Source organism: Candidatus Defluviibacterium haderslevense (genome assembly GCA_016712225.1).
Lineage (GTDB): Bacteria > Bacteroidota > Bacteroidia > Chitinophagales > Saprospiraceae > Vicinibacter > Vicinibacter haderslevensis.
In genome coordinates this window covers 1,733,589-1,756,543 of the sequence record JADJRL010000003.1, presented here as the reverse complement: position 1 = coordinate 1,756,543, position 22,955 = coordinate 1,733,589, and the positions used below count along the sequence as shown (strand labels likewise).

Genomic DNA, 22,955 nt, shown 5'->3' with positions numbered 1-22,955 from the left:
AAAAACCCGTTGTATGAACATATGACGGGTTTTTTTTTTTGAATAATTACTTAGTACTATTCATGAGTTGTCCTAACTTTGAATAAAATTGAATTTTAAAGATATGTTGAATCTTACCGAACTTAGAAAAGACTATAACAAAGAAACTATAGACGTAGATACTTTCAATGCAAATCCCATGTACCAATTTAATACATGGTTTCAACAAGCTATTGATGTCGAAATAGAAGAGCCGAACGCTATGGTATTATCCACTGTAAATTCCTTAGGAAAACCATCTTCCAGAGTGGTTCTCTTAAAGCATACTGAAGCTGAAGGATTTATATTTTTTACCAACTATTTAAGTCGAAAAGGTCAGGACATTGAAAAAAATACTTCAGCATCGCTTTTGTTTTTTTGGAAGGAACTAGAACGACAAGTTAGAATTGAAGGTCATGTTGAAAAAAAATCACCCGAATTAGCCTCAGAATATTTTAAAAGTCGCCCTTATAAAAGCCAGATAGCAGCTGTTATTTCGCCACAAAGTCAAGAAATTCCTAACAGGGCCTTTCTTGATCAAAAAATGAGTGAAATGGAAAACCAAACAGAACCCATTACCTGTCCTGAACATTGGGGAGGATATATCATTAAACCTGAGTATATGGAATTCTGGCAAGGTAGAGCCAATAGACTCCACGATCGTATCGCTTATATTAAAAATCCAGATTTGTCCTGGAGAATAACGAGATTGGCTCCCTAGTTTGTTTTATAACAATTTCAACAGCAACCACCTCCATCATAAAACCAGGTTGATTCTGAAATATAAATATTGTCTGGACTAAAGGTTTTTAATGCTTTTGCCGTTTTATCGCATACTGCCAAAGGTTGGTTTTGATATAACACATGCCCTTTTTGATCATCTATGAAATCATGCGCTCCATAATAAATAGCCGTTTTACCTGTAAATACACAAGGCCCATCAGGAGGCATGGGATCTTTAATGGCGCAAACTTCAACCGACTCTATTACAATTAACTCATCCGTATCATAATGTTTAGGATCTAACACTCTATATGCTCGCTTGGCTCTGATTTCGACCGTACCAAATCCTATTTCAGTTATCAAATCAATATAATCTTTGAGTGGAATCGCACCACTAAGGCAAAGTGCTCTTAACCGATTGTCTTGCTTTAGATTCTCAGGCATACTTTGTTCACAAATAGGGTCCGATAATATCAGTCTTCCATATGGTTTTAATACCCTATACATTTCTTGTAAAGCAGTTTTTAAATCTGCTTTAGTAAAAATATTGAACAAACAATTTTGTGCCGCAATATCTACCGTTTGGTTGTCAATTGGCAATTTTAATGCGGAACCCTTGCGAATATCAATGAAAGAAGAAGAAAACCACTCATTTTCTTTTTCAGCTTGGACCAAATTTTCTCTACAAGCAGTAATCATTTCATCAACGACGTCGATCCCAATAATGGCATTATTTTTTCTACTGAAATAAGCAAATTGAAGTAATTCCATTCCACCGCCAATGCCAACATATAGTACGGTTGGATTATTAGCTAAATCTCTCGGATTTACAGTACTTCCACAACCGTAATTCATTTCCAACATTTTTTTAGGAATACTAAGGTCTGGCAATTGCCATACCGGTGTGGTTGTGCAACATAATCCAACATCAGGCTTTAATGCAGCTTCTTTATAGACATCAACAGTAGTTTCTAAGTAAGACATTTGATCAAGGATTTAAAAATAATTGAATAAATTAAAGCTTATAAGTCATAATTAATTTCAACCTCGGCAGTTAAAGGTTTTGCTTGACATGTTAGAATATAGCCTGCTTCAATTTCTGATTGATCTAATGCCATACTAACATCCATGTGAACCTTTCCTGAAACAAGTTTTGCAATACATGTAGCACAAGCACCACTTGAACATGAATAAGGTGGATTTAATTTTTCTCTAAGAAGTCCATCTAGGATTTTTTCATTGGGTTTTAATAGAATATCAAATGCTTTACCTTGGTATGTTCCTGAAACTCTAGAGGCCAGGTTCGTTGAAATGGAATCTATTTGGACCGGTTCAATGCTAAAATATTCTTTGTGAATATCTTTAATGGGCACCATCAAATCCTTCAAAGTTGATTCAATGTTTTGAATAAATAAACCTGGACCACAGATGTAGTATTGAGCTGGCACATTTAATGTCGAGTACTTTTGTAGAAATATTTTTAGTTGTTGTTCATTTATTCTTCCAACCAACCCAGTCCATTTCTCCTTTGATGCGGTCAGGAAACCAAACATTGATTTCTTACCAGCTTTGGATAGAATGTGTTCTACAAAAAACTGCCCTTCAAACTTATTTTGTAATTCAGCTAATTTTTCTTTAAATATGATATCTTCTTCTGAACGATTTCCATATAATAAATAAATGGATGATTTAGGTTCATTTTCCAATAATGTTTGAATCATTGAATAGATGGGTGTAATACCACTACCTGCCGCGATAAAATAATGTGCACGTCGAACTTCATCATTTGGAGCTAATGCAAAATGACCTTGAGGACCAGAAACCTCCAAAACATCATTTACCTTGAGTTGATTAACAAGAAAATTAGATACAATTCCACCCTTAACCGCCTTCACTGTAATTTGCAAATTGGAGTTATTTGGAATGGATGAAATCGAATAACATCTTTGTAGAACCTCGTTCTTATGGTGTATTTGAATATTTAGAAATTGCCCTGCTTTAAATTGAAGTAGCGGATGATCTGCGGGTACATCCAAAATTATGCTTCTCGCATCTTCAGATTCCTTAATTATTTGTTTTACAATAAGTGAGTAAAATATCATTTACCTAACGTATTTTTGCCGAATTATGAACAATGAAATCTGCATTTAGTTTAATTAAAATTCTATTATGACTACTCAAAAATTATCTATCGTCATCCCAGTTTATAATGAGGAGAAAACGATACATCATATATTAAACAAAATACTAGCGGTTTCATTAATTAACCAAATTTCAAAGGAAATCATATTAGTCAATGACTGTTCTACCGATCAATCAGAATTTGTATTATTAAACTACATCAAAGAACATTCAGAAATTAATTTTATCTATCATAAACACGATTATAATCAAGGTAAAGGAGCTGCATTGCACAACGGAATTCGATTAGCGACTGGCGATTTTATCATTATCCAGGATGCAGATTTAGAATATGATCCTCGTGAATACAATGATTTATTAAAACCCATTATTGAAGGTTTTGCAGATGTTGTTTATGGTTCCAGGTTTATTGGCGGACATCCACACAGAATTTTATTTTTTTGGCATTCTATAGGAAATAAAATTCTCACATTTTTATCTAATATGTTTACTAATTTGAATTTAACAGATATGGAAACCTGTTATAAATTATTCAAATCAGAAGTAATTAAATCATTGGAATTAAATGAAAAAAGATTTGGTTTTGAACCAGAAGTAACTTCAAAAATTTCACGAATAAAAAATATACGAATTTATGAAATTGGTATATCCTACTATGGTCGCACCTATTTAGAAGGAAAAAAAATAAATTGGAAAGATGGTTTTAGAGCCATTTATTGTATCTTAAAATACAATTTATTTAAATGATGTTATTCATTAAATCTCGAAATCTGTGGACATTCTAATCCTCCAAAATAATATACCAGACTGATCCCAAAACTCATAAAGATATCTTTATCATTACCATCTCCACGTTGCGTTCCAGATCGATTTGCAGGAATATCACCACCTAAATTTAATGATGGATCAGACAATAATACAGCATTATTTCCACGAGTCGTTCTTAAGGTGCTAAAGTTCGGATAGACCGTACTTACATCATCTAAATAGTCTGTCCAAGTAATGCGTGAACTAAGGTCAACGTTGATACTCCAACGATAATTTATTTTAACTTTAGTACCTAATCCCAATAACCAACCGCCGCTGATTCGGCTATATTCTTGCCCAACAATTTGTCCCTCAGTTCCATTGGATTGTAGATGTTCAATATGTCCCAATCGTTTGGTTTTCGGATCATGATAAAAAAGACTTAGACCTGTAACAACATAAGGTGAAAAATTAGTGTCATCATTGCCATGAATATAGGGAATGAAATTGAAGGCTATTGCCGGAGTGATTTCAAAAACATCTGAATAGAATGATAAATTTCGATTTTGATCAAACAAATTGGAAGAGTTTGCATCATTGGCGCGCAATCTCGAATAATTAATTTGACATTGCGGGCTCAAACGACTGTTAACATTGTATCGAAACAATAAACCACCTGATATGCCAGGTTCAGTCAATCTGTATAAATTATTTAAGTCTCCAAAATAAAATGAATTTCCCACCCAGGCTCCAACTTCAGCACCTTTTTGGGCTTTTATATTTACAATTGAAATAAATAAAAACAGTAATAAAATAAACAATCGATTCATGGTACAAATTACAAAATTAGAAACGTAGGAAAAGCTACACTTATTATTTAATTAAAAATGTTTCCACCCTTGTGCTTTTAAGGGATGTATTTTTCCACCTGTTGTTTTTAACTTAATCCCTTCTTCTTGTGGTCGAATTTCTCCGATATAATAGAATCCTGGGAGGAACTTAATTAATTCCAAATCTTCTTTTTTAATTGAAAACAGCAATTCATAATCTTCACCACCATTGAGTGCACATGTAATAGGATCAAGTTTGAAATCAAGTGCCATCAATTGCGCTTCATGATGCATTGGAATCGATGCTTCTTCAATTAAAGCACCTACTTTGGATTGACTACATATGTGCATTAAATCAGAAGATAATCCATCGGATAAATCAATCATTGAGGTGGGTATTACATTTACTTGATTTAACAATAAAATGGCTTCTTTTTTTGCTTCTGGTTTGAGAAAACGACCAACAATTTCTTTCTTATTTTCTAAATCAGGTTGAATTTTGGGATCTGAAAGAAATATTTGTTTTTCTCTTTCTAATAATTGTAATCCCAAAAAAGCCCCTCCTAAATCACCCGTAACAAAAAGGTAATCACCGACCTGTGCACCGGACCTATAAACAATTTTTTCTTTTTGTTGGCGCCCCAAAGCAGTAACAGATAGGGTAAGTCCTTTAGGAGAAGAAGTGGTGTCTCCACCTACTAAATCTATCTTATATAATTCACATGCTAACTTAATGCCGGCATATAATTCTTCAATTGCTTCTACAGAAAATCTATTGGAAATGGCTAATGACACAGTTATTTGGTAAGGGATAGCATTCATGGCGTAGATATCTGATAAATTAACCACTACTGCTTTGTAACCCAGATGCTTTAAAGGACAATACATAAGATCAAAATGTATCTCTTCAACTAGTATATCTGTAGTTATCAATAAGGATTCTTTCCCAAAATCAATTACTGCTGCATCATCACCTATGCCTTTTACAGTTGATTTATAGAATTGTGGAAATGACTCTGTTAGTAGTTCAATTAATTTAAATTCACCAAGATCACTGATTTCAGTTCGGGCAATTTCCATAATTATTAAATTTATTATTCCTCAGTTAATTGAAAATGTGGCCAAATGTCATTTTCCGGTAAATCTGCAACAAAGTTGACGGCTCGATTAGAACTTGGATGATAGAACGATATTTTCCATGCATGTAAACCTATTGTTCGGTCTTTATTACTTCTTCTAGCTCCATATTTTACATCGCCTTTTATCGGCATGTTTTCATGTGCTAACTGCGCTCTAATTTGATGAAATCGACCTGTTTGTGTTTTAATTTCTAAAAGTCTATATTGATCAAGATCCTTCTTGATAACATAACTTAATGTTGCTTTTTTAGCTTGCTCATCGTCACCTGAAGGACTAATTCGGCCTTTATTATGTTTAGTATCGTGGATGATAAAATGTTCTAATATTCCTTGGTCTGGAATATCTATTTTAGGCACTATGGCCAGATATGTTTTTTCAAATTTCTGGCTTTGGATCTGATTTTGGATTATGATCTGATCCTTACTATTTTTGACCAACACGATAAGACCTGAAACGGGTCTATCTATTCTATGGACCAGGAATAAATCTCTTTTGCAATAGGCTTGAAGTAATCTCAGCAGACTAGGGTCTTTAGTTTTGTCTTCTTGCGCTGGTACACCACCTGGTTTATTGGCAATGATCAAATGGTGATCTTGAAATAGAATGTATGAAGATAATTTATTCAATGACAAATATTTAGATATTACAATTCTTCATAATCTGTGTAATCATTCGTCTTTTTTGGAGGCTTTTTATCCTGAATGCTGATGGTTTTGTTTTTGAAAAACAAGGTATAAACACCATACAGGGCTAAAGCATAAATAATTAATTTGAAATACATGATTATTGAGGCCTAGTTCTAATGAAACAAAGTAACAGCTTAAACACTTTATTGTTGAATTGATTCGTTAATTAAGGCTAAATAGCCTAAAATAAAGATGTTTTTGGTAAGCTACTTTCTTTTTTATATTTTTACACAAATTTTAATCAAATATAATATTTATTAATTTATAACAAATTGATATTCCAATGGATTTAATGAAGAACAAAGTCAATGTGACAGGTTGGTTGGTATTTTTAATAACCTTTATCGTTTACTACTTTTCAGTAGAACGAACGGGAAGCTTGTGGGATTGTGGTGAATTCGTCCTAGGCGCTTATAAACTTCAGGTAGTGCATCCACCTGGGGCACCATTATTTTTGCTGGTTGGTAGAATGTTTGCCTGGATTGCAACAGTTTTTTCTTCAGAACCTTCCAATATAGCCTTTGCAGTTAATTTAATGTCTGGTATCTGTTCTGCATTCGCAGCCATGTTCGTTTGTTGGATTACCATAATTTTTGGAAAAATAGCCATTTACGGAAGGGATAATGAAGAAGTTGCATCACATGATATTTCTATATTAGGAGCTGGTTTGGTTGCGGGATTGGCAACTGCATTTTGTTCTTCCATCTGGTTTTCAGCCGTAGAAGGTGAGGTTTATTCAATGTCCACTATGTTTACTTGTCTGACACTCTGGGCTGCGGTTAAGTGGCATTATCTACCAGATAAACCAAGCAATGACAGTTGGTTGATTTTTTCATTTTATGCTGCTGGGCTGTCTATTGGAGTCCATTTGTTAAGCTTATTGGCATTTCCTACTATGGCCGTGCTCTATTATCATAAGAAATATAAAAATCACACTTTCTTAGGTTTTTGTATTGCTGCACTTATTGGAGTAATAAGTATAGTTCTATTCCAGGGAATCGTCATTTCAGGTATTCCACAATTGTGGAGTATGTATGAAATGTTTTGTGTTAATACTTTGGGATTGCCATTCCATTCCGGCTTAATTCCTACTCTTATCACATTGTTTGCATTATTTTATTTTGGATTTAAATATACGCGAAACAGAGGCTTAGACCTTGCACATAAATTGGTTTTTACGTGTATGCTTTTAGCCATCTCATACTCCACTGTAGGTGTAGTAATTCTTAGAGCTATGGCAAATCCACCGATTAATATGAATGCACCTGATGATGTAGTTCGATTATTGCCTTATTTAAACAGGGAACAATATGGAGATCGATCCTTACTTAAAGGGCCACATTTTGATGCTAAACCCATTGATACCAAATCTACAGATCGATATGGTAGAGTTGGAAATGAGTATAAAATAGTGGATCGAAAGTTCGATTATGTATTTGCAAAAAAAGACCAAATATTATTGCCAAGGATTGGATCCAATGATCAGGGTCGTGTTCAATTACACCGTATGTGGATGGATTATTTAATTGGACGAAAAGAAGGGACTCCAACTGAAGAGTACAATCTTAAGTTTTTAATGACTTACCAATTTGGGTGGATGTATTGGCGCTATTTTTTCTGGAATTTTGTAGGAAAAGAAAATGGAGAACAAGGCTACTATCCTTGGGATAAAAAGGATGGTCATTGGTTATCCGGTATTTCCAGTATCGATAGTAAACGGCTGTACAATCAGGATCAGTTGCCTAGAGTAATTAAAACAGACCATTCGAGAAACAGGTACTTTTTCTTACCATTAATTTTTGGAATATTAGGTACCATTTTTCATTTGAGAAAGAGCAAACAAGATTTTATGGCCTTGGGCTTTCTGTGGCTTATTACCGGGTTAGGTCTTTGTTTTTTCACAAATTCGCCACCGAATGAACCCCGCGAAAGAGATTATATTTTAGCGGGATCCATGTTTACTTTTTGCATTTGGATCGGAATGGGTGTTTTGTTTCTGGTAGATCTGTTTAAAAGTAGATTGAAATTGTCAAGTTCTGTTTCTGGAATCATCGCTACATTAATAGTACTTTCTGCGCCAATAATTATGGGATTTCAAAATTTTGATGATCATTCCAGAAATGGGATTACTGCAGCCCGGGATTATGCCATCAATATTTTAGAATCATGTCAACCTAATGCCATTATTTTCACATATGGAGATAATGATACCTATCCGGTTTGGTATGCCCAGGAAGTAGAAAATATAAGAAGAGATGTGCGTGTAATCAATTTGAGCTTAATTGCTGTAGATTGGTACATAGATGCACAACGAAGAAAAATAAATGAATCCCCGGCAATTAAAATGTCCATTCCATCAGATAAATTACGTGGTTCTTTAAGAAATCAGGTGTTCTATTATAATCCTGCTGGGGATAATGCTGACGTTGATATGACGGCCTCACAATTTTTAAAATTTATAGGTGAAGACCACAAAATTTCAGCAGGTTCCGGACGTGATTTTGAAACCTATATGCCAACAAGGAAAGTTTCCATTGAATTTAATCAACATCGGGCTATTGAAATGGGATTGGTAAAACCTGATGACACTACTTTTGTTAGTCGTGTACCTGTGGTATTAAACGGAAATTATATTACGAAAGATGATATAGCGGTATTGGATATTATTAATTCAAATATAAACGATAGACCTGTATATTTTTCAGTAACCTGTCAGGGTGAAAAATTAATGGGTTTAGATGACTATGTAAGTGTCGAAGGACTTGCATTACGTATAGTTCCTACAAAAACCGCAAGTGAAAAAAATATGTATATCTATGGTTCAGGAAAAATGGATATAGAGAAATCATATGATGCTATAATGAATAAATATCGATGGGGAAATTTTGATAAAAAAGAGCTTTTTGTAGATCATTCCTATGCACCAAGTATTCAAGGTCTTAGAATGACCATGATGCGTCTTTGTGCAGGACTTGAAGCTCAAGGAGATAAAGAAAGAGCTGGAAATGTCGCGGCTAAATTTTTTGAAAGTTTTCCAAATATGAATTTTCAATATGATGTTCGAGTAATGCCTTTCATACAAACGTTAATGGCAGCAGGTAGAAAAGATGAAGCTAAAAAACATCTTAAAATTTTGGCCATTGAGACAGAAGACATGATGAATTTTTATAATTCACTTTCTCCTGAAGATTTAGCATCCAGTTTTGCTTCAGATAAAAACTATACTGCATCTGCAGTTCGGGAAATACTACAAAGATCTAAAGAATTACAGGATCCGGAATTTGAAAAAGAGATGCAAACATTACTCAGTAAATTTCAATCGACACCTGTAAATAATTAATGAATGCACTCGACACATAAAAAATTGAATGGAAGTATATCCATTGGATCAGATCATGCAGGATACGAATATAAAACGATTATTGTAAGCTACTTACGTGAACACGGTTATGATGTTGTAGATCATGGTTGTCATAATATTCATTCTGTAGATTATCCAGATTTTATTCATCCCGTTGGTAAGGATATTGATGACCAAAGATCCATGTTTGGTGTGGTTATTTGCGGAAGTGGAAATGGTGCAGCAATCGTTGCAAATAAACATTTAGGTGTTAGGTGTGCGTTGTGTTGGAATGTTGAATTGGCCCAATTATCAAGACAACATAATGATGCTAATGTAATTAGTATTCCGGCAAGATTTGTAACACCAGAAATGGCCATTGAAATGATTCATGCCTTTTTAACTAGTTCATTTGAAGGGGGTAGACATCAACGTCGTGTTGAAAAAATAAATTTGTAATGAAAGTTTATCTCTTTCTGAGTGGTCTATTTTTGAATCTATGCCTTTTTGGTCAGAACAAGTATATTAGTAGTGTTAGTATTCCCGATAGTACTAAAAAAATTAGCAAGGATTCAGCAACCCAGTTTGCTGAAATAATTCAAGCATCTGAAATGAAACGTATGGTGTATTATCTTGCTTCAGATTCTTGTGAAGGTCGTGAACTTGGAACAAAAGGTAATGATCGAGCAGCTGATTACATTGCTCATGAAATAGAACAAAACGGTATTCCAAAATTTGGATTGAATCAGAGTTATTTCCAACCTGTTAATTTTAAATGGATTTCATGGGATAATATTAAACTTTCCATCAATGATTTTGAGTATAAACACATGTGGGATTATTTAAGTATCCCGAGAGAAAATAAAAATTTAAATGTTAATACTGATGAAATCGTGTTTTTGGGCTATGGAATTGAAACTTCAAAATATAATGATTATAAAAATCTAAACTTAAAGGATAAAGTAATAATAATTTATAATGGTGAGCCCACCACCAAGGAAGGTAAAAGTTATCTAACTGGTTCTTCAATACCTTCTTCATGGTCACTTAATTTGGATTTAAAATTAGATGCTGCTAAACGACATGGTGTAAAATGTATTTTAATTATAGAAGATAAATTTAAAGAACTTGTTGACCTGAACAGATTAAAAGTTTTATCTCCAACAGTTGTTTTGGATATTGATGAAAAACCTGAAAATGAAATTGTCAATGTGATACACTTGTCACCATGGGTGACCACAAAATTATTGGGATCATCATTAAAAAAATTAATTAAAAATAGAGATAAAATTAAACGAACCGGACGTCCGCAATCTCTTGTAATAAAAACTAAATTAGGGATTGAACAACATAAATTAGAACAACAGGTAATTGGAAGAAATATTCTGGCTTACATTGAGGGTACTGACAAAAAAGATGAGGTATTAATCATCTCTGCACATTATGATCACATAGGAATGAGGGGTAAAGATGTGTTTAATGGTGCCGATGACAATGCATCCGGAACAACTACAGTAACACAGATCGCCAAAGCAATGCAATATGCGAAAAGCATTGGAAAAGGACCGCGAAGGTCTGTATTATGTCTTTTGGTAACGGGTGAAGAAAAAGGATTATTAGGTAGCATGTATTATGTCAATAATCCGGTATTGCCTTTGTCATCTACCATTGCTGATATTAATATTGATATGGTGGGGCGAATCGATGATAAGTACAAGCCAAATGGAAATTATGTTTACGTTATAGGTTCAGATCGATTAAGTAGTAAACTACATGAATATAATGAATCCATAAACGATCAGTATAGTCATATCATAATGGATTACACCTACAATGCTGAAAATGATATCAATAGATATTATTATCGGTCTGATCATTATAATTTTGCTGAAAAATTAATACCTGCAATATTTTTCTTTAACGGAACTCATGAAGATTATCATAGAATAGGTGATGATCCGGAAAAAATTGATTTTAATAAAATGGAAAAAATAGGTCGGCATATTTTTTTATTAGCCTGGAAATTGGCTAACTCAGAAAAACGGATTTCAGTAGATAGAAAATAACACATCTTAGAATCAGGGAACATCGTTTCAAATCATACAAAAGAATAATAATTAGGATTCCAATTTCATATCTTAAAAAAACATATTACCAAGCTCTAATGAGTACTATATCCTAATTTCAATTCTTCTAATTTTCATTTTTTTTCTAAAATTCATGGTAAAGCATCAACTCATTTATGGGTTATACAGATAAGATATTACTCAAACTTTATATTCTAATTATTCCAATGTATTTAAAAAATGGACTATTTTTTTCATAAAAGTTATATTAACTTTAGTTTGAATATTATTTTTTCCAGTATAATGATTACTAAAGATTAACATAATAAAAATTACAGAATAATGTAATGTGTTTTTTTTATTTTTTTTTTATTGAAAAGAATAATTTTATTGAAATAATTAAATACCTTCACACTCTAAGAAATGAGCTAATGATAAATTCCTTTATATTTATCATATTTTGTTTTTTGGTTATATCTTTAATGATCGGAACCCCAAGCTTTCTTTATATAATAACATATTACTCAAAACGACGTATTACTTGTGAATTTTACAAGAGCATATATTACGCTAAAACGTTAATACACCTTAACTCATTATTCGTTGGAATTTACTGCTACGACAATGTTAATTAAAATGTATATATAACATTTTAATATCATTAGAATAGATTTTAAAATAATTTAATTATTAAAATTTAAAACTCGAAAATAATTCATCTTGTATTTAGATGAATTATAAATTTTAGAATTAAAAACTATTTAATTTATTATTTTAATAATTTATATTATGATTTATTTTCCCTCCAAATTAAAACGATTTGCGCAAATTTTTTATCGTTTTTTTGAATTATTTCGTCCAAATTTATTTGTTGCTTTTAAGGTAATCGTGACTTTTTTTGTAGTATCTATTTCATTCGAAAAAGCTTACTCAGGAGCTATTATCAATTCAAAAAATAATTTAGATGTACGTTCATGTAAAACGGTTAATCCATTTTATGAATTTACATATTTTAATTGTGAACGAAATGAACTTAGTTCAAAACATTCAAACAACAAACATTTGGTTATGGGTACAGTACATAATCAAACACAAAATTTATTTTATGTCTTACTTCAGGATGCTATCAATGCTGCCAACAATAATGACTTTATTGAATTAACTGCTGATATAACAGAAGGATTGGTAATTGTGAATAAGAGCATTTCCGTTAATGGTAATGGCTTTATTCTGAATTCTACTTCTCCAACTTATGGGCTACAAATTGCTGTTCCAGGAATTTCTGTTTCAAATATCGAAATCAAGAATGCAGGATCATTTGGAATTCAAACTGATTGTGGTGCAGATAATTTAATACTAACCAATGTAATAGTGGATAATTGTACCGGTACAGGAATCTCAATTTATGGTATTAATAATGCAATTTTAACGAATATAACGAGTAAAGACAATGGAGGTAATGGAATCAATTTTACAAATTGTAATAATACGCTATTAACTGGTTTAACAACTTTAGGAAATAATTTTCCTGGTGGTTTTGAAGCCGGGATTGGCATTTTTACAAGTAATATTTATTGTCTTCCTGGGGGAATCAATGGTCTTACTATAAATGGTCCCGTTTCAATTGCAGAATCTACCAAAGCCTATTCACAAAAAGCCCTAACATCACATGCTATTCTAGGTCTTTCAAGTAATGTAAACTTATTTGATTGGGCCGTTGGAATTGGAGCCTTAGATAGAAATTATTGGACCACAAAAGCTATTGCATACACTGTTGTAGATGCTCTTTTTGAAGCTCCTTTTTTCTATCCAAATTCACTTATTTATGTTGTTAAAATTGCTACTGAAGATTATTATGTAGACGATAACCCAGCTGGAGACCCAACACCACCCATGCTCATTCAGACAGCAATAAATTTTCTTTCACCTGGAAGAATAATTAATATTGAAGATGGTACCTATGCTGAACGTTTAGTTATTGATAAATCTTTAACTTTAGATGGAACTTCAGAAATAGGTACAATCTTGGATGGCAGTAGTTTAGTTGGCCTTGGTAGTGGAATAATTATCAATTCAGCTATCACAAATGTGACAATACAAGATTTGACGATAAAAAACTTTGCAGGAAATTTACCAAATGCTTATGCTGGAATTTATGCTATGAATGGTAATAATAATCTCACTGTTAAAAATTGTACTATAAAAGACAATGTTGGTGGTTGTGGTTTTTATGCAAATGGAGCTGTGAATCTTGTTACATTAGACAATTTAGATGTATCAGGACATACTGCAGCATTTGGTGCTGCTCGCGGTATAGTAATATGGAATGGTTTCAAAGAAAAAATTAGCATTACCAACTGTGATGTTTATAATAATAATTGCTGTGGTATTGAATTGCAGGATGGAACGGCATCAGGAATTACGATGTCTAACAATAATGTTCACAATAATGGGGATAATGGATTCGGTCTATCTGGTCTTAAAGGAGGTGCAGGAGCTAATGTAATTTCTAATAATATTGTTGCCGATAATGGACGTTTTGGAATTGAAATTAAAAATCCAAATGGAAATGGTTTGACTAGTGGTGATGGTAGTATTTATTTGGATAATAATATGGTGACCTTCACACCTTCAGTAGGGATGAACATTAGAGACCATGCTGGTATCGCCATATTTAGACGTGCTTTTCAGCCTGGAAATACTGATGGATACCCAAACATTCCGTCAGGTGTAGTTGTAAAAAATAATACAATTGATGGATATAAGCATTTAAATCCTGTAAGAATTGAAAGTGAAGGATTTGGTATCGTTGTAGAAGGAATAAATAATGAAGTTAGTGCCAACATCATTAAAAACAGTGATATTGGAATTCAACAACAAGGTGGTGGTCATCCTAATCCGAATTATACTCCTAATAATTCAGGTGATGGGGATCAAAGTGATAATAAATCCGCTTCTTATTTTGGAAGAGGTAATTCTCCGGTGGCATGTGGAAATGATATTTCGGGTAATACTTTTATTACTAATGGCCTAAATCAAAGAACGGCCGCTCCAGGAAGCGGAGGGAGTGGATTTGTAACGAATACTTCAACCCTAGAGGTATTCTGTTCTATACAAGCTGCAATTGATGATCCAAATACATTGAACGGTCATACTTTAATTGTTAACCCAGGAACTTATGTTGAAAACTTACTGATAACTAAAGAATTAACGCTACTTGGGCCTAATGCTAACATTGATCCTTGTAATGACTTAAGAGCACCTGAAGCAGTAATTGTACCTGCTATTGCAGATTTTAATGGAATTTCTGCTTATTCTATTATTGATGTACAAGCATCCAACGTTACGATTAAGGGATTTACGATTAATGGTGATAATCCTGCTATTAATACTGGTTTTTCAAGTACGAATGGTGCAGATATTGATATTGCGGTTGGAATAACAAGATATGTAACCGGAGATAATATTAATATTTCAAATAATATCGTTCAGAATCTATCTTATTTCGGATTAGAGCTTTATGATTATCCAGCAGGAATACCATCTTCTAGTAATATTATTAGTAATAATAAGATCTCAGATTTGGGATCTTATGATAATACTCCAGGTGGACTAGCATTTTGGGGAGGCGGAGTACTACTTTACAACAACCAGTATGCATCAGTCTCTAACAATTGTATGACAAATGTTAGAATAGGTATACAAACTGGAAATTTCTTTCAAGCCAATCCAGGTGGTAGTACTTATCAATTATTGGATGGAAATACCATTCAAGCTAGGCGAAGAGGAATTTTCCATAATCTCCACTATGCTACTGCTTCACCATTTACATTAATTAATAATAATATTACTGGACTAAGTGATGCCAATGAAACAAATTGGGATGGTATTCTTTTAGCTTCATTATCAGTTGGATCCTTATCACAAGATAATATCATTGATGGAACAAATCTAAACCCAAGTGAAGGGTACGAAGTATGGAATGTAAAAAATACTACACCTACCGTCATAAATGGAGGAAGTGTAAGAGGTGTTAAGTATGGTTTATCAGTTAACAATTTTGCCGGGTATAACTCGGATGCTACTGATGGTGCACATGCTATCGTATCTAAACTAAGTGTAAATAATTGCCAAAATGGTATTTTAATTCAGGATGATCCAATGAGTTCACACGCTCTTGTTCATGCTTTGATTCAAGATGATTGTGAAATGATTAACGCTGGAACAGGAACTGGCCTTTTGATTACAGGAGCTAATTCATCAGTTAACCTTAATGAAAACGATGCTTCAATTCATGGATTTACTATTGGCGTAGATGTTGATGGAGGAACCGCAACAATAACAAATAATCACATTTATGAAAATGGTACAGGGATTCGGGTTTCCAATGGTGGAATACTTAATTCAACATTTGGAAATTTGATTAATTCAAATTCCACAGATGGAATTAGAATAGAAGGTAGTGCTGGGAGTATTGGCGTAATAAACAACAACGATCTTTCCGGTAATAGCGTTTACGCCATCAACAATCTTTCAAATCAATTAATAGATGGGACTTGTAATTGGTTCGGAACGACTAACAGTCTCCTGGTTGCAAATCAGATCAATGGAAATGTTGATTTCACACCTTTTTTAAAATTAGGAATTGATTTTGATCCATTAAGCCCCGGATTTCAACCCGTTCCAAATATTTGTGATGCAATAGCACCTGCTTTAACAACAACAATTAATACCGTAACTATAAATTCCAACAATGATGGAATTGATGATATTGGATCATTTTCAGTTTGTAATATTCCAAATAATATTGTTTTCAATTCATTTTCTGATCAAAATGGATTGTCTGATCCTTTACTCAAGGTTTTTCAAACTTATACTACAAGTAATGTAACAGTACCTTTTTGCAATAATTGTGCTGCACCAATGGCTGCATTTACAGGAGTTACAGGTACAGCAGCATTAATTAATCCAGCACTTTCGGGAACATTAACTTTAAATTTCAAATCCTGGATCGATACGAATAATGATCAACTAATAGATCCAACAGAAGTAGCCAGTGATTGGATTGTTTACACTATTACGATCAATGCCTCACCTATTTGCAATATATCTGGAACCAATAGTCCTGTATGTCCATCTTCAACGAATCAGTTTGATGCTCCAACAGGAATGGTTTCCTATTTATGGACCATTTCAGGAAATGGAATGATAAATGGTTTTGATAATACTGAAACAGTGGAAGTTATTTCTGGCGTTGGTTGTAACTCGAATTATACTTTGAATTTGGAAATTGTTGACGATAATGGTTGTGTATCATCTTGTGAAAAACTTGTAATTATCCAAGATATCACACCTCCTTCATTAACAGGTGCGGCATATCCTGGAATTTCGGGTATAAATTCTTGTATTACGAATGCTGTAGTCTCTGCACCATTCAATTCAACAAATGCAATCCAAGGTTATACAGATAATTGTAATGGAGCCGTAACAGCCGCATTAACAAATACATCGGTTACTGGTACTGATTGTAATTGGACAGTGACCTATACTTTCACAGTAATAGATTCTTGTAACAATCCCCTTGCCGGCCAAACCTATTCCAACACTGGTAGTAATCAAAATGTATTTGCAATATCATGCCCAACTAATCTAAATCTTCCTTGCGCAACTGATATTCCATCTGGTTTGCCATTCACTGGTACATTTTCAAACAATTGTGGTAGTATACCGACTTATAAATTTGTGGATAACATTTCCAACCAAACATGTAGAGATAGATTCACTTTAACAAGAACTTATACTGCAACAAATTTGTGCGGAAATACGACAACATGCAATCAGACCATTACTGTTAATGATATTATTCATCCAAGTATTCTTTGTCCAAATGGAGTTACTGTTTCTTGCGTTTCAGATATACCTGCTGTTGATATTTCTAAAGTAATTTCCGCAGATCATTGTGGTAATTCAGGTATTGTGGTTACACATGTTTCAGACCAAATAACGAATCAAATTTGTGCAAATAAATATCAAATTCATAGAACATATAGGTCCACAGATACATGTGGTAATTCAGGTACATGCGAACAATTAATCATTGTAAATGATGTCATTCCTCCAGTCGCAATTTGTAAAAATATTACAGTTGAATTAGGTGCTAATGGATCTTATGTAATGGCAAGTAAAGATATTGATAATGGAAGTAGTGATAATTGTAATAATGCCGGTTTAATTTTTATTGCCAGTGATTCGGTGTTTAATTGTGCAAAAATTGGAGTTAATCAAATTACTTTAACCGTAAAAGATATATGCGGTAATTCATCAACATGTTCCTCAAGTGTAACTGTTAGAGAAAACATCAATCCACGATTAGTTTGTCCTACGATTCCAGATATTCATTTGAATCCAGGAGAATGTGGACGAATTGTAAATTTTACAGAACCATTTGCAATTGATAATTGTACATCAAATCAAGTAGTTATTCAAACGGATACAACAAAATTGAATAGTGGATCTTATTTTCCTCGAGGATTAACTTGTTTAAGCTATAGTGCTACGGATCTTTCAGGCAACGTTAGTGTCTGTACTTTTTGTATAAATATCATTGAATTTGATCAACCTAGAAATGATATAGCTTGTAATGATCATGTACAAATCAGTCTGGATGATAGTTGCCGAGCAACTGTAGGTGCAGAACTTGTCTTAGTAGGTGGTCCATATTCATGCTATGATGATTATAAAGTTGAGGTAAGATGGTGGTCTGGTGGTGGTTTAATCGATCGTAATCCAAATTTACCTGGAACTCAAATTGATAGTAGAGATATAGGCAAAGAATTAAAAATTACAGTGATTGACCCAAGAACAGGGAATAGCTGTTGGGGCAAAGCCTTTGTAGAGGACAAATTGGCTCCAATCATGATTTGCGCAAGAGATACTGTACTGCCATGTTCTTCTAGCACTAGTCCATTGACAACTGGAACTCCTCAAGTTTACGAAAGTTGCAGTAGCTTTAGTTTGAGTTATTTAGACCAAATAACTAAGGGTGGATGTGCTATTGGATACGAAGTATTGATTTTCAGAACCTGGACTGCAATAGATGAAGCTGGAAATAAATCATCATGTGTTCAAAGGATCTTGGTTAATTTAGGTAATATCATTGATATTGTTCCACCACTTGACTATGATAACATACAAGCTCCAATGCTTAATTGCAATCAAAAAATAGATCCAAACCTTTTAGTTGGGCCACACATGTTGGATTATCCAGAATGTGTTGATGGTTATTTATTAGATTCCGTTTTTTGGAATGCCAATTCAGCTCAACCAAATATATATCCTGATAGAAGAATTCCTAAAATCCTAGGTTGGAATAGTATCGACAACCCAAATGACCCTAATTTCGGTCATCCTAATCCCGATCCTGTATATTATCCAGAACACAGAGCATGGTTAGCAACAAATCCACTGTGTTGGGGACCGAATACGCATATTATGTGGCAAGGTACAGGCAGACCAAGTGGATCAAATTGTGCCAATTTTGCAATGACTTATTCAGATCTTGTATTTGATTTAGCTACGCCTGGCTGCAACGCCGGTCCAATAGGTTGTTATAAAATATTGCGAAAATGGATCGTACTAGATTGGTGTACATCAACCATTGCAAATTATAATCAAATAATAAAAGTTATAGATCAGGAAGGTCCTCAAATATTATATCCGGATTTCATAGATTTAAATACCGAGGTATGGTCATGTTATGGAAAGTGGGAGGTCCCTAAACCATGGATATTGGATAACTGTTCTGAAGAAGTTCACTATTCCATTGAAGTAGAAGATGGAACAGTAATAGGTGATGAGATAACTGGATTTATTGTTTTGAATTTACCAGTTGGAACACAGAACGCTTATTTAGTTGCTTCAGATTGTTGTGGTAATATTTCCAAGAGAAGTATTATTCTCAATGTGTATGATAAAGTACCTCCTCAGGCTGTTTGCATTTCAAAAACTGTTGTTAGTCTTAGTGGAAATCAAGATCCAGTGAATAATTATACCAAAGTTTTTGCTGGTGATTTGGATGATGGTTCATTTGATAATTGCTCATCACATGTATGGTTTAAAGTGATTCGAATGACAGACTTATTAGGTACTAATGATGGTAGTGACGCTATTAATTTATTATCTTGCAATGGGTTAAACGGAGATGACAATTCAACAATTCAGGGTAACCAAGTTTATTTCGATGACGATGTTAAATTTTGTTGTGCTGACGTTGGACAACGAGTTATGGTTGTTTTAAGAGTTTTTGATGTATATCCTGGAGTTGGTCCTGTGGCACCCCATTTAATGTCAAATGGTCTAAATAATCCACTTTATGGTCATTTTAGTGATTGTATGGTAGAAATTGAAGTCCAAGATAAGAGTGTTCCTACGGTTGTTGCACCACCAAATATAGTTGTTAGTTGTTGGTATTGGTTTGATATCAATAACTTAACTGATCCTAACGATTCAACTTTTGGAAAAGTAGTTTCAAGTTTAAGTAATCGGTCTAAAGTAAAGACTAAGGATATCGTTTGCCAAAAATTTTGTGAAAAAAATCCTTATACTGGTTATCCTGGTTTTATCCAAACAAATCAATATCCGATTCCAGCTCCAAATCAAGCTTGCATCTATTATCAAGAATTGTTTGATACAGCGCATTGGGATCGCAAATATGATCTTGTTTGGGGCTTTGATGGCTATGCCACCAGTGCTTGTGGAATTAAACCAACTATTACTGTCAAAGACCTGCGTACATGTGGACAAGGTCAAATTCAAAGGATCATTTCAGCAGTTGGACCAAACAATATTTTAGTTAGTGCTGTACAAACCATTTGGGTTGTGGATTGTGATCCATTTTATATAGATCCTTTACATTGTAATGATCCAAGGTATTCTGATATTCAATGGCCAAATGGGGTGTGTGAGTTGACTCCTGTTAGTATTGAAGGTTGTGGCGCTGATCTGGATCCTAATAATCCATTATTAGGCAAACCAATAATTGTTAACAATGCAAACGACAATTGTGCACTCATTGCGATAGAAAAATTTGATCAGACCTATACTATTGGTGTGGATGCATGTTATAAAATATTAAGAACATGGGTTGTCATTGATTGGTGTCAATATGATCCTAAAATAGATCCTAATCATGGCCGTTGGGAAGGAATTCAATGGATAGATGTTAGGGATCTTGAAAAACCCGTTGTCACTTGTGAAGTAGGGTCTTGTGAACCTGCGGTGATTGATTCATCTTTACAAGTTTGTGTAGGTCACATTAAGTTAACTGCAGCTGCTACGGATCATTGTACTGAAATCAATTCATTATATTGGGAATACAAAATCGACGCTTATAATGATGGTAAGGGAATTCATGGAGGCTATGATTATCGAGTAGGATCTTTGACTCGAAATCAATATAAATCAGGAGACACAGTCCAATACAGTCATAACCCTTTTGCAGATGATAGGCACAATCCATTTAATGCAAGTGGAACTTACCCAATTGGAATTCACAGAATTATTTGGTTTGTAGAGGATGGATGTGGGAATATTGGATCTTGTGAGACTTTATTTGAAATTAAAGATTGTAAAGCTCCTACTCCGTATTGTTTGCCAGGTATTATTACTGTTCCAATGCCTTCAACAAAATGTGTTGATATATGGGCCAAGGATCTAAATTTTGGTAGCTATGACAATTGTACACCAAAAGATAAATTGAAATTTTATTTTAATGGTGATCAAAACAAACCAAGCATTCGAGTATGTTGTGATGATTTTGTGAAGGCCGGACAAAACGATGAATTAATTATTGACATCGAAATGTGGGTAGAAGATGAAGAAGGAAACAAAGATTATTGCAAATCAAAAATTATAGTTCAAGATAATTTGGATAGCTGTTTGAATAAGGGATCTTTAGCCAAAATTATGGGTAATCTAATGACTGAGGGTGGCGAAGAAACGAAATTAGCTAATGTTCAATTAGAACAAAATTCAATAATAATGCGAGAAGTAAGTGCCAGTCCTTATCGTTTTTCTGATCTTCCACTTAATGAATTTTTCACCATTAGGCCTCTTAGAAATGACAACCACTTAAATGGTATAAGTACTGCAGATATTGTTAAAATTCAAAAACACATACTTGGCCAATCGTATATAACAAGTCCATATAAACTAATTGCTGCTGATGTTAATGCAAGTAATAGTATAACCTCTTCTGATATTGTTGAATTACGAAAATTAATATTAGGTGTTATCCCAACATTCAATAAAGTTTCGTCCTGGACATTTGTACCCACAAATTATGAATTTACCGAACCTAGTTTTCCATGGAATGCTCCAAGAGTTGCACATGTAACCACTTCCTTAGCCAAAGAGTATAATGAACAATTTGTTGCTATTAAAATGGGAGATTTAACTGGTAATGCTCAGGCTGGATTAAAAGGAACAACTAGTAGGACCTCCGGTGTGATCAATTTTGAAATTGAAGCCAGCAATGTTCAAGTAGGTGAAATATATAGAATGGATATTCGGTCTAGTGATTTTGTAGATATTACAGGATTTCAGTTTACCATGAATTATGATTCCAAAAGTTTATCTTTCGAAGACGTAGAAGCTGGAATATTGAACTTAAATAAATCAAATATTGGTAATATAGAAGATGGTATACTTACTACCAGTTGGAATTCCAATATAGGTGAGCACCATGATGCCAATGATATTTTGTACACCCTTGTATTCAAAGTTCTTCAAAGTGGTCCTATATCGCATATGTTTGCCATAACAAGTGACGTAACAAAAGCAGAAGCTTACGATAATTTAGACCAAGTAAAAGAAGTTCGATTAGGTGTTCGAACCCAAAAGGAAATTGCTGAAACAGGCTTATTTGAGTTGTATCAGAATGAGCCCAATCCATTTCATAAAGATTGTATCATTAAATACAGATTACCAGAAACTTCTGTTGTCAAATTGACAATATATGATGTGACTGGCAAAGTCATTAGAATTTATGAATTACAAGGTCAAAAAGGAATGAATAGTATCAAATTGTTGCAACAAGAACTGAACACAACGGGTGTCTTGTACTACCAACTTGATGCATCTAATCATACGGCCACTAAACGTATGGTTGTGATAGAATAGAACAATTTAAGAAATCAAATAAGTTCGTCTCAGTAATGGGACGAACCTTTTTTTTGCGATATCGATAATATTAACTACAGGTTGA

General features: G+C 33.6%; 12 protein-coding genes. 6 read left to right on the top strand and 6 right to left on the bottom strand.

Features of this window, described 5'->3' with window-relative positions:
* Window positions 1-103: 103 nt before the first annotated feature.
* Entirely contained in the window at window positions 104-739 is a 636-nt protein-coding gene (gene pdxH / locus IPK88_07095) for a pyridoxamine 5'-phosphate oxidase (GenBank protein ID MBK8243173.1), read from the top strand.
* Between the two features lie 17 nt (window positions 740-756).
* Here the strand turns inward: pdxH and arsM are convergent, their stop codons facing one another.
* Window positions 757-1,725 (bottom strand): arsenosugar biosynthesis arsenite methyltransferase ArsM, encoded by a 969-nt coding sequence (gene arsM, locus IPK88_07090; GenBank protein ID MBK8243172.1) that lies wholly within the window; start codon window positions 1,723-1,725, stop codon window positions 757-759.
* Window positions 1,726-1,763: 38 nt separating this feature from the next.
* Window positions 1,764-2,843 (bottom strand): ferredoxin--NADP reductase, encoded by a 1,080-nt coding sequence (locus IPK88_07085; GenBank protein ID MBK8243171.1) that lies wholly within the window; start codon window positions 2,841-2,843, stop codon window positions 1,764-1,766.
* A gap of 67 nt (window positions 2,844-2,910) precedes the next feature.
* Here IPK88_07085 and IPK88_07080 point away from each other — a divergent pair, with 67 nt between their 5' ends.
* A complete protein-coding gene (locus IPK88_07080; GenBank protein ID MBK8243170.1) occupies window positions 2,911-3,630 on the top strand; it encodes a glycosyltransferase family 2 protein in 720 nt (239 codons plus the stop codon).
* Window positions 3,631-3,632: 2 nt separating this feature from the next.
* Here IPK88_07080 and IPK88_07075 read toward each other — a convergent pair whose 3' ends face one another.
* The 4 genes from IPK88_07075 to IPK88_07060 are packed head-to-tail and all read right to left on the bottom strand — an operon-like array spanning window position 3,633 to window position 6,381.
* Entirely contained in the window at window positions 3,633-4,460 is an 828-nt protein-coding gene (locus IPK88_07075; protein MBK8243169.1) for an outer membrane beta-barrel protein, read from the bottom strand.
* 51 nt (window positions 4,461-4,511) lie between these two features.
* Complete coding sequence (gene thiL, locus IPK88_07070; GenBank protein ID MBK8243168.1) at window positions 4,512-5,540, bottom strand: thiamine-phosphate kinase; 1,029 nt, start codon at window positions 5,538-5,540, stop codon at window positions 4,512-4,514.
* A gap of 14 nt (window positions 5,541-5,554) precedes the next feature.
* Complete coding sequence (locus IPK88_07065; protein ID MBK8243167.1) at window positions 5,555-6,226, bottom strand: RluA family pseudouridine synthase; 672 nt, start codon at window positions 6,224-6,226, stop codon at window positions 5,555-5,557.
* A gap of 17 nt (window positions 6,227-6,243) precedes the next feature.
* On the bottom strand, window positions 6,244-6,381 hold the full coding sequence (locus IPK88_07060; GenBank protein MBK8243166.1) for a hypothetical protein: 138 nt from the start codon (window positions 6,379-6,381) through the stop codon (window positions 6,244-6,246).
* Window positions 6,382-6,578: 197 nt separating this feature from the next.
* Between IPK88_07060 and IPK88_07055 the strand changes: the two genes are divergently transcribed.
* The 4 genes from IPK88_07055 to IPK88_07040 all read left to right on the top strand — a co-directional run bounded on the left by IPK88_07055 (window position 6,579) and on the right by IPK88_07040 (window position 22,870).
* The gene (locus tag IPK88_07055) at window positions 6,579-9,626 is read left to right on the top strand and encodes a DUF2723 domain-containing protein (protein MBK8243165.1); all 3,048 of its coding nucleotides are present in this window, start codon (window positions 6,579-6,581) and stop codon (window positions 9,624-9,626) included.
* 3 nt (window positions 9,627-9,629) lie between these two features.
* Complete coding sequence (gene rpiB / locus IPK88_07050) at window positions 9,630-10,085, top strand: ribose 5-phosphate isomerase B (protein ID MBK8243164.1); 456 nt, start codon at window positions 9,630-9,632, stop codon at window positions 10,083-10,085.
* Window positions 10,085-11,692: a M28 family peptidase gene (locus tag IPK88_07045; GenBank protein MBK8243163.1), complete on the top strand. Its 1,608-nt coding sequence runs from the start codon at window positions 10,085-10,087 to the stop codon at window positions 11,690-11,692. Before rpiB ends, IPK88_07045 begins: the two co-directional genes overlap by 1 nt.
* Window positions 11,693-12,481: 789 nt before the next feature.
* Window positions 12,482-22,870, top strand: coding sequence for a right-handed parallel beta-helix repeat-containing protein (locus IPK88_07040; GenBank protein MBK8243162.1), 10,389 nt, complete (start codon window positions 12,482-12,484; stop codon window positions 22,868-22,870).
* Window positions 22,871-22,955 lie beyond the last annotated feature (85 nt).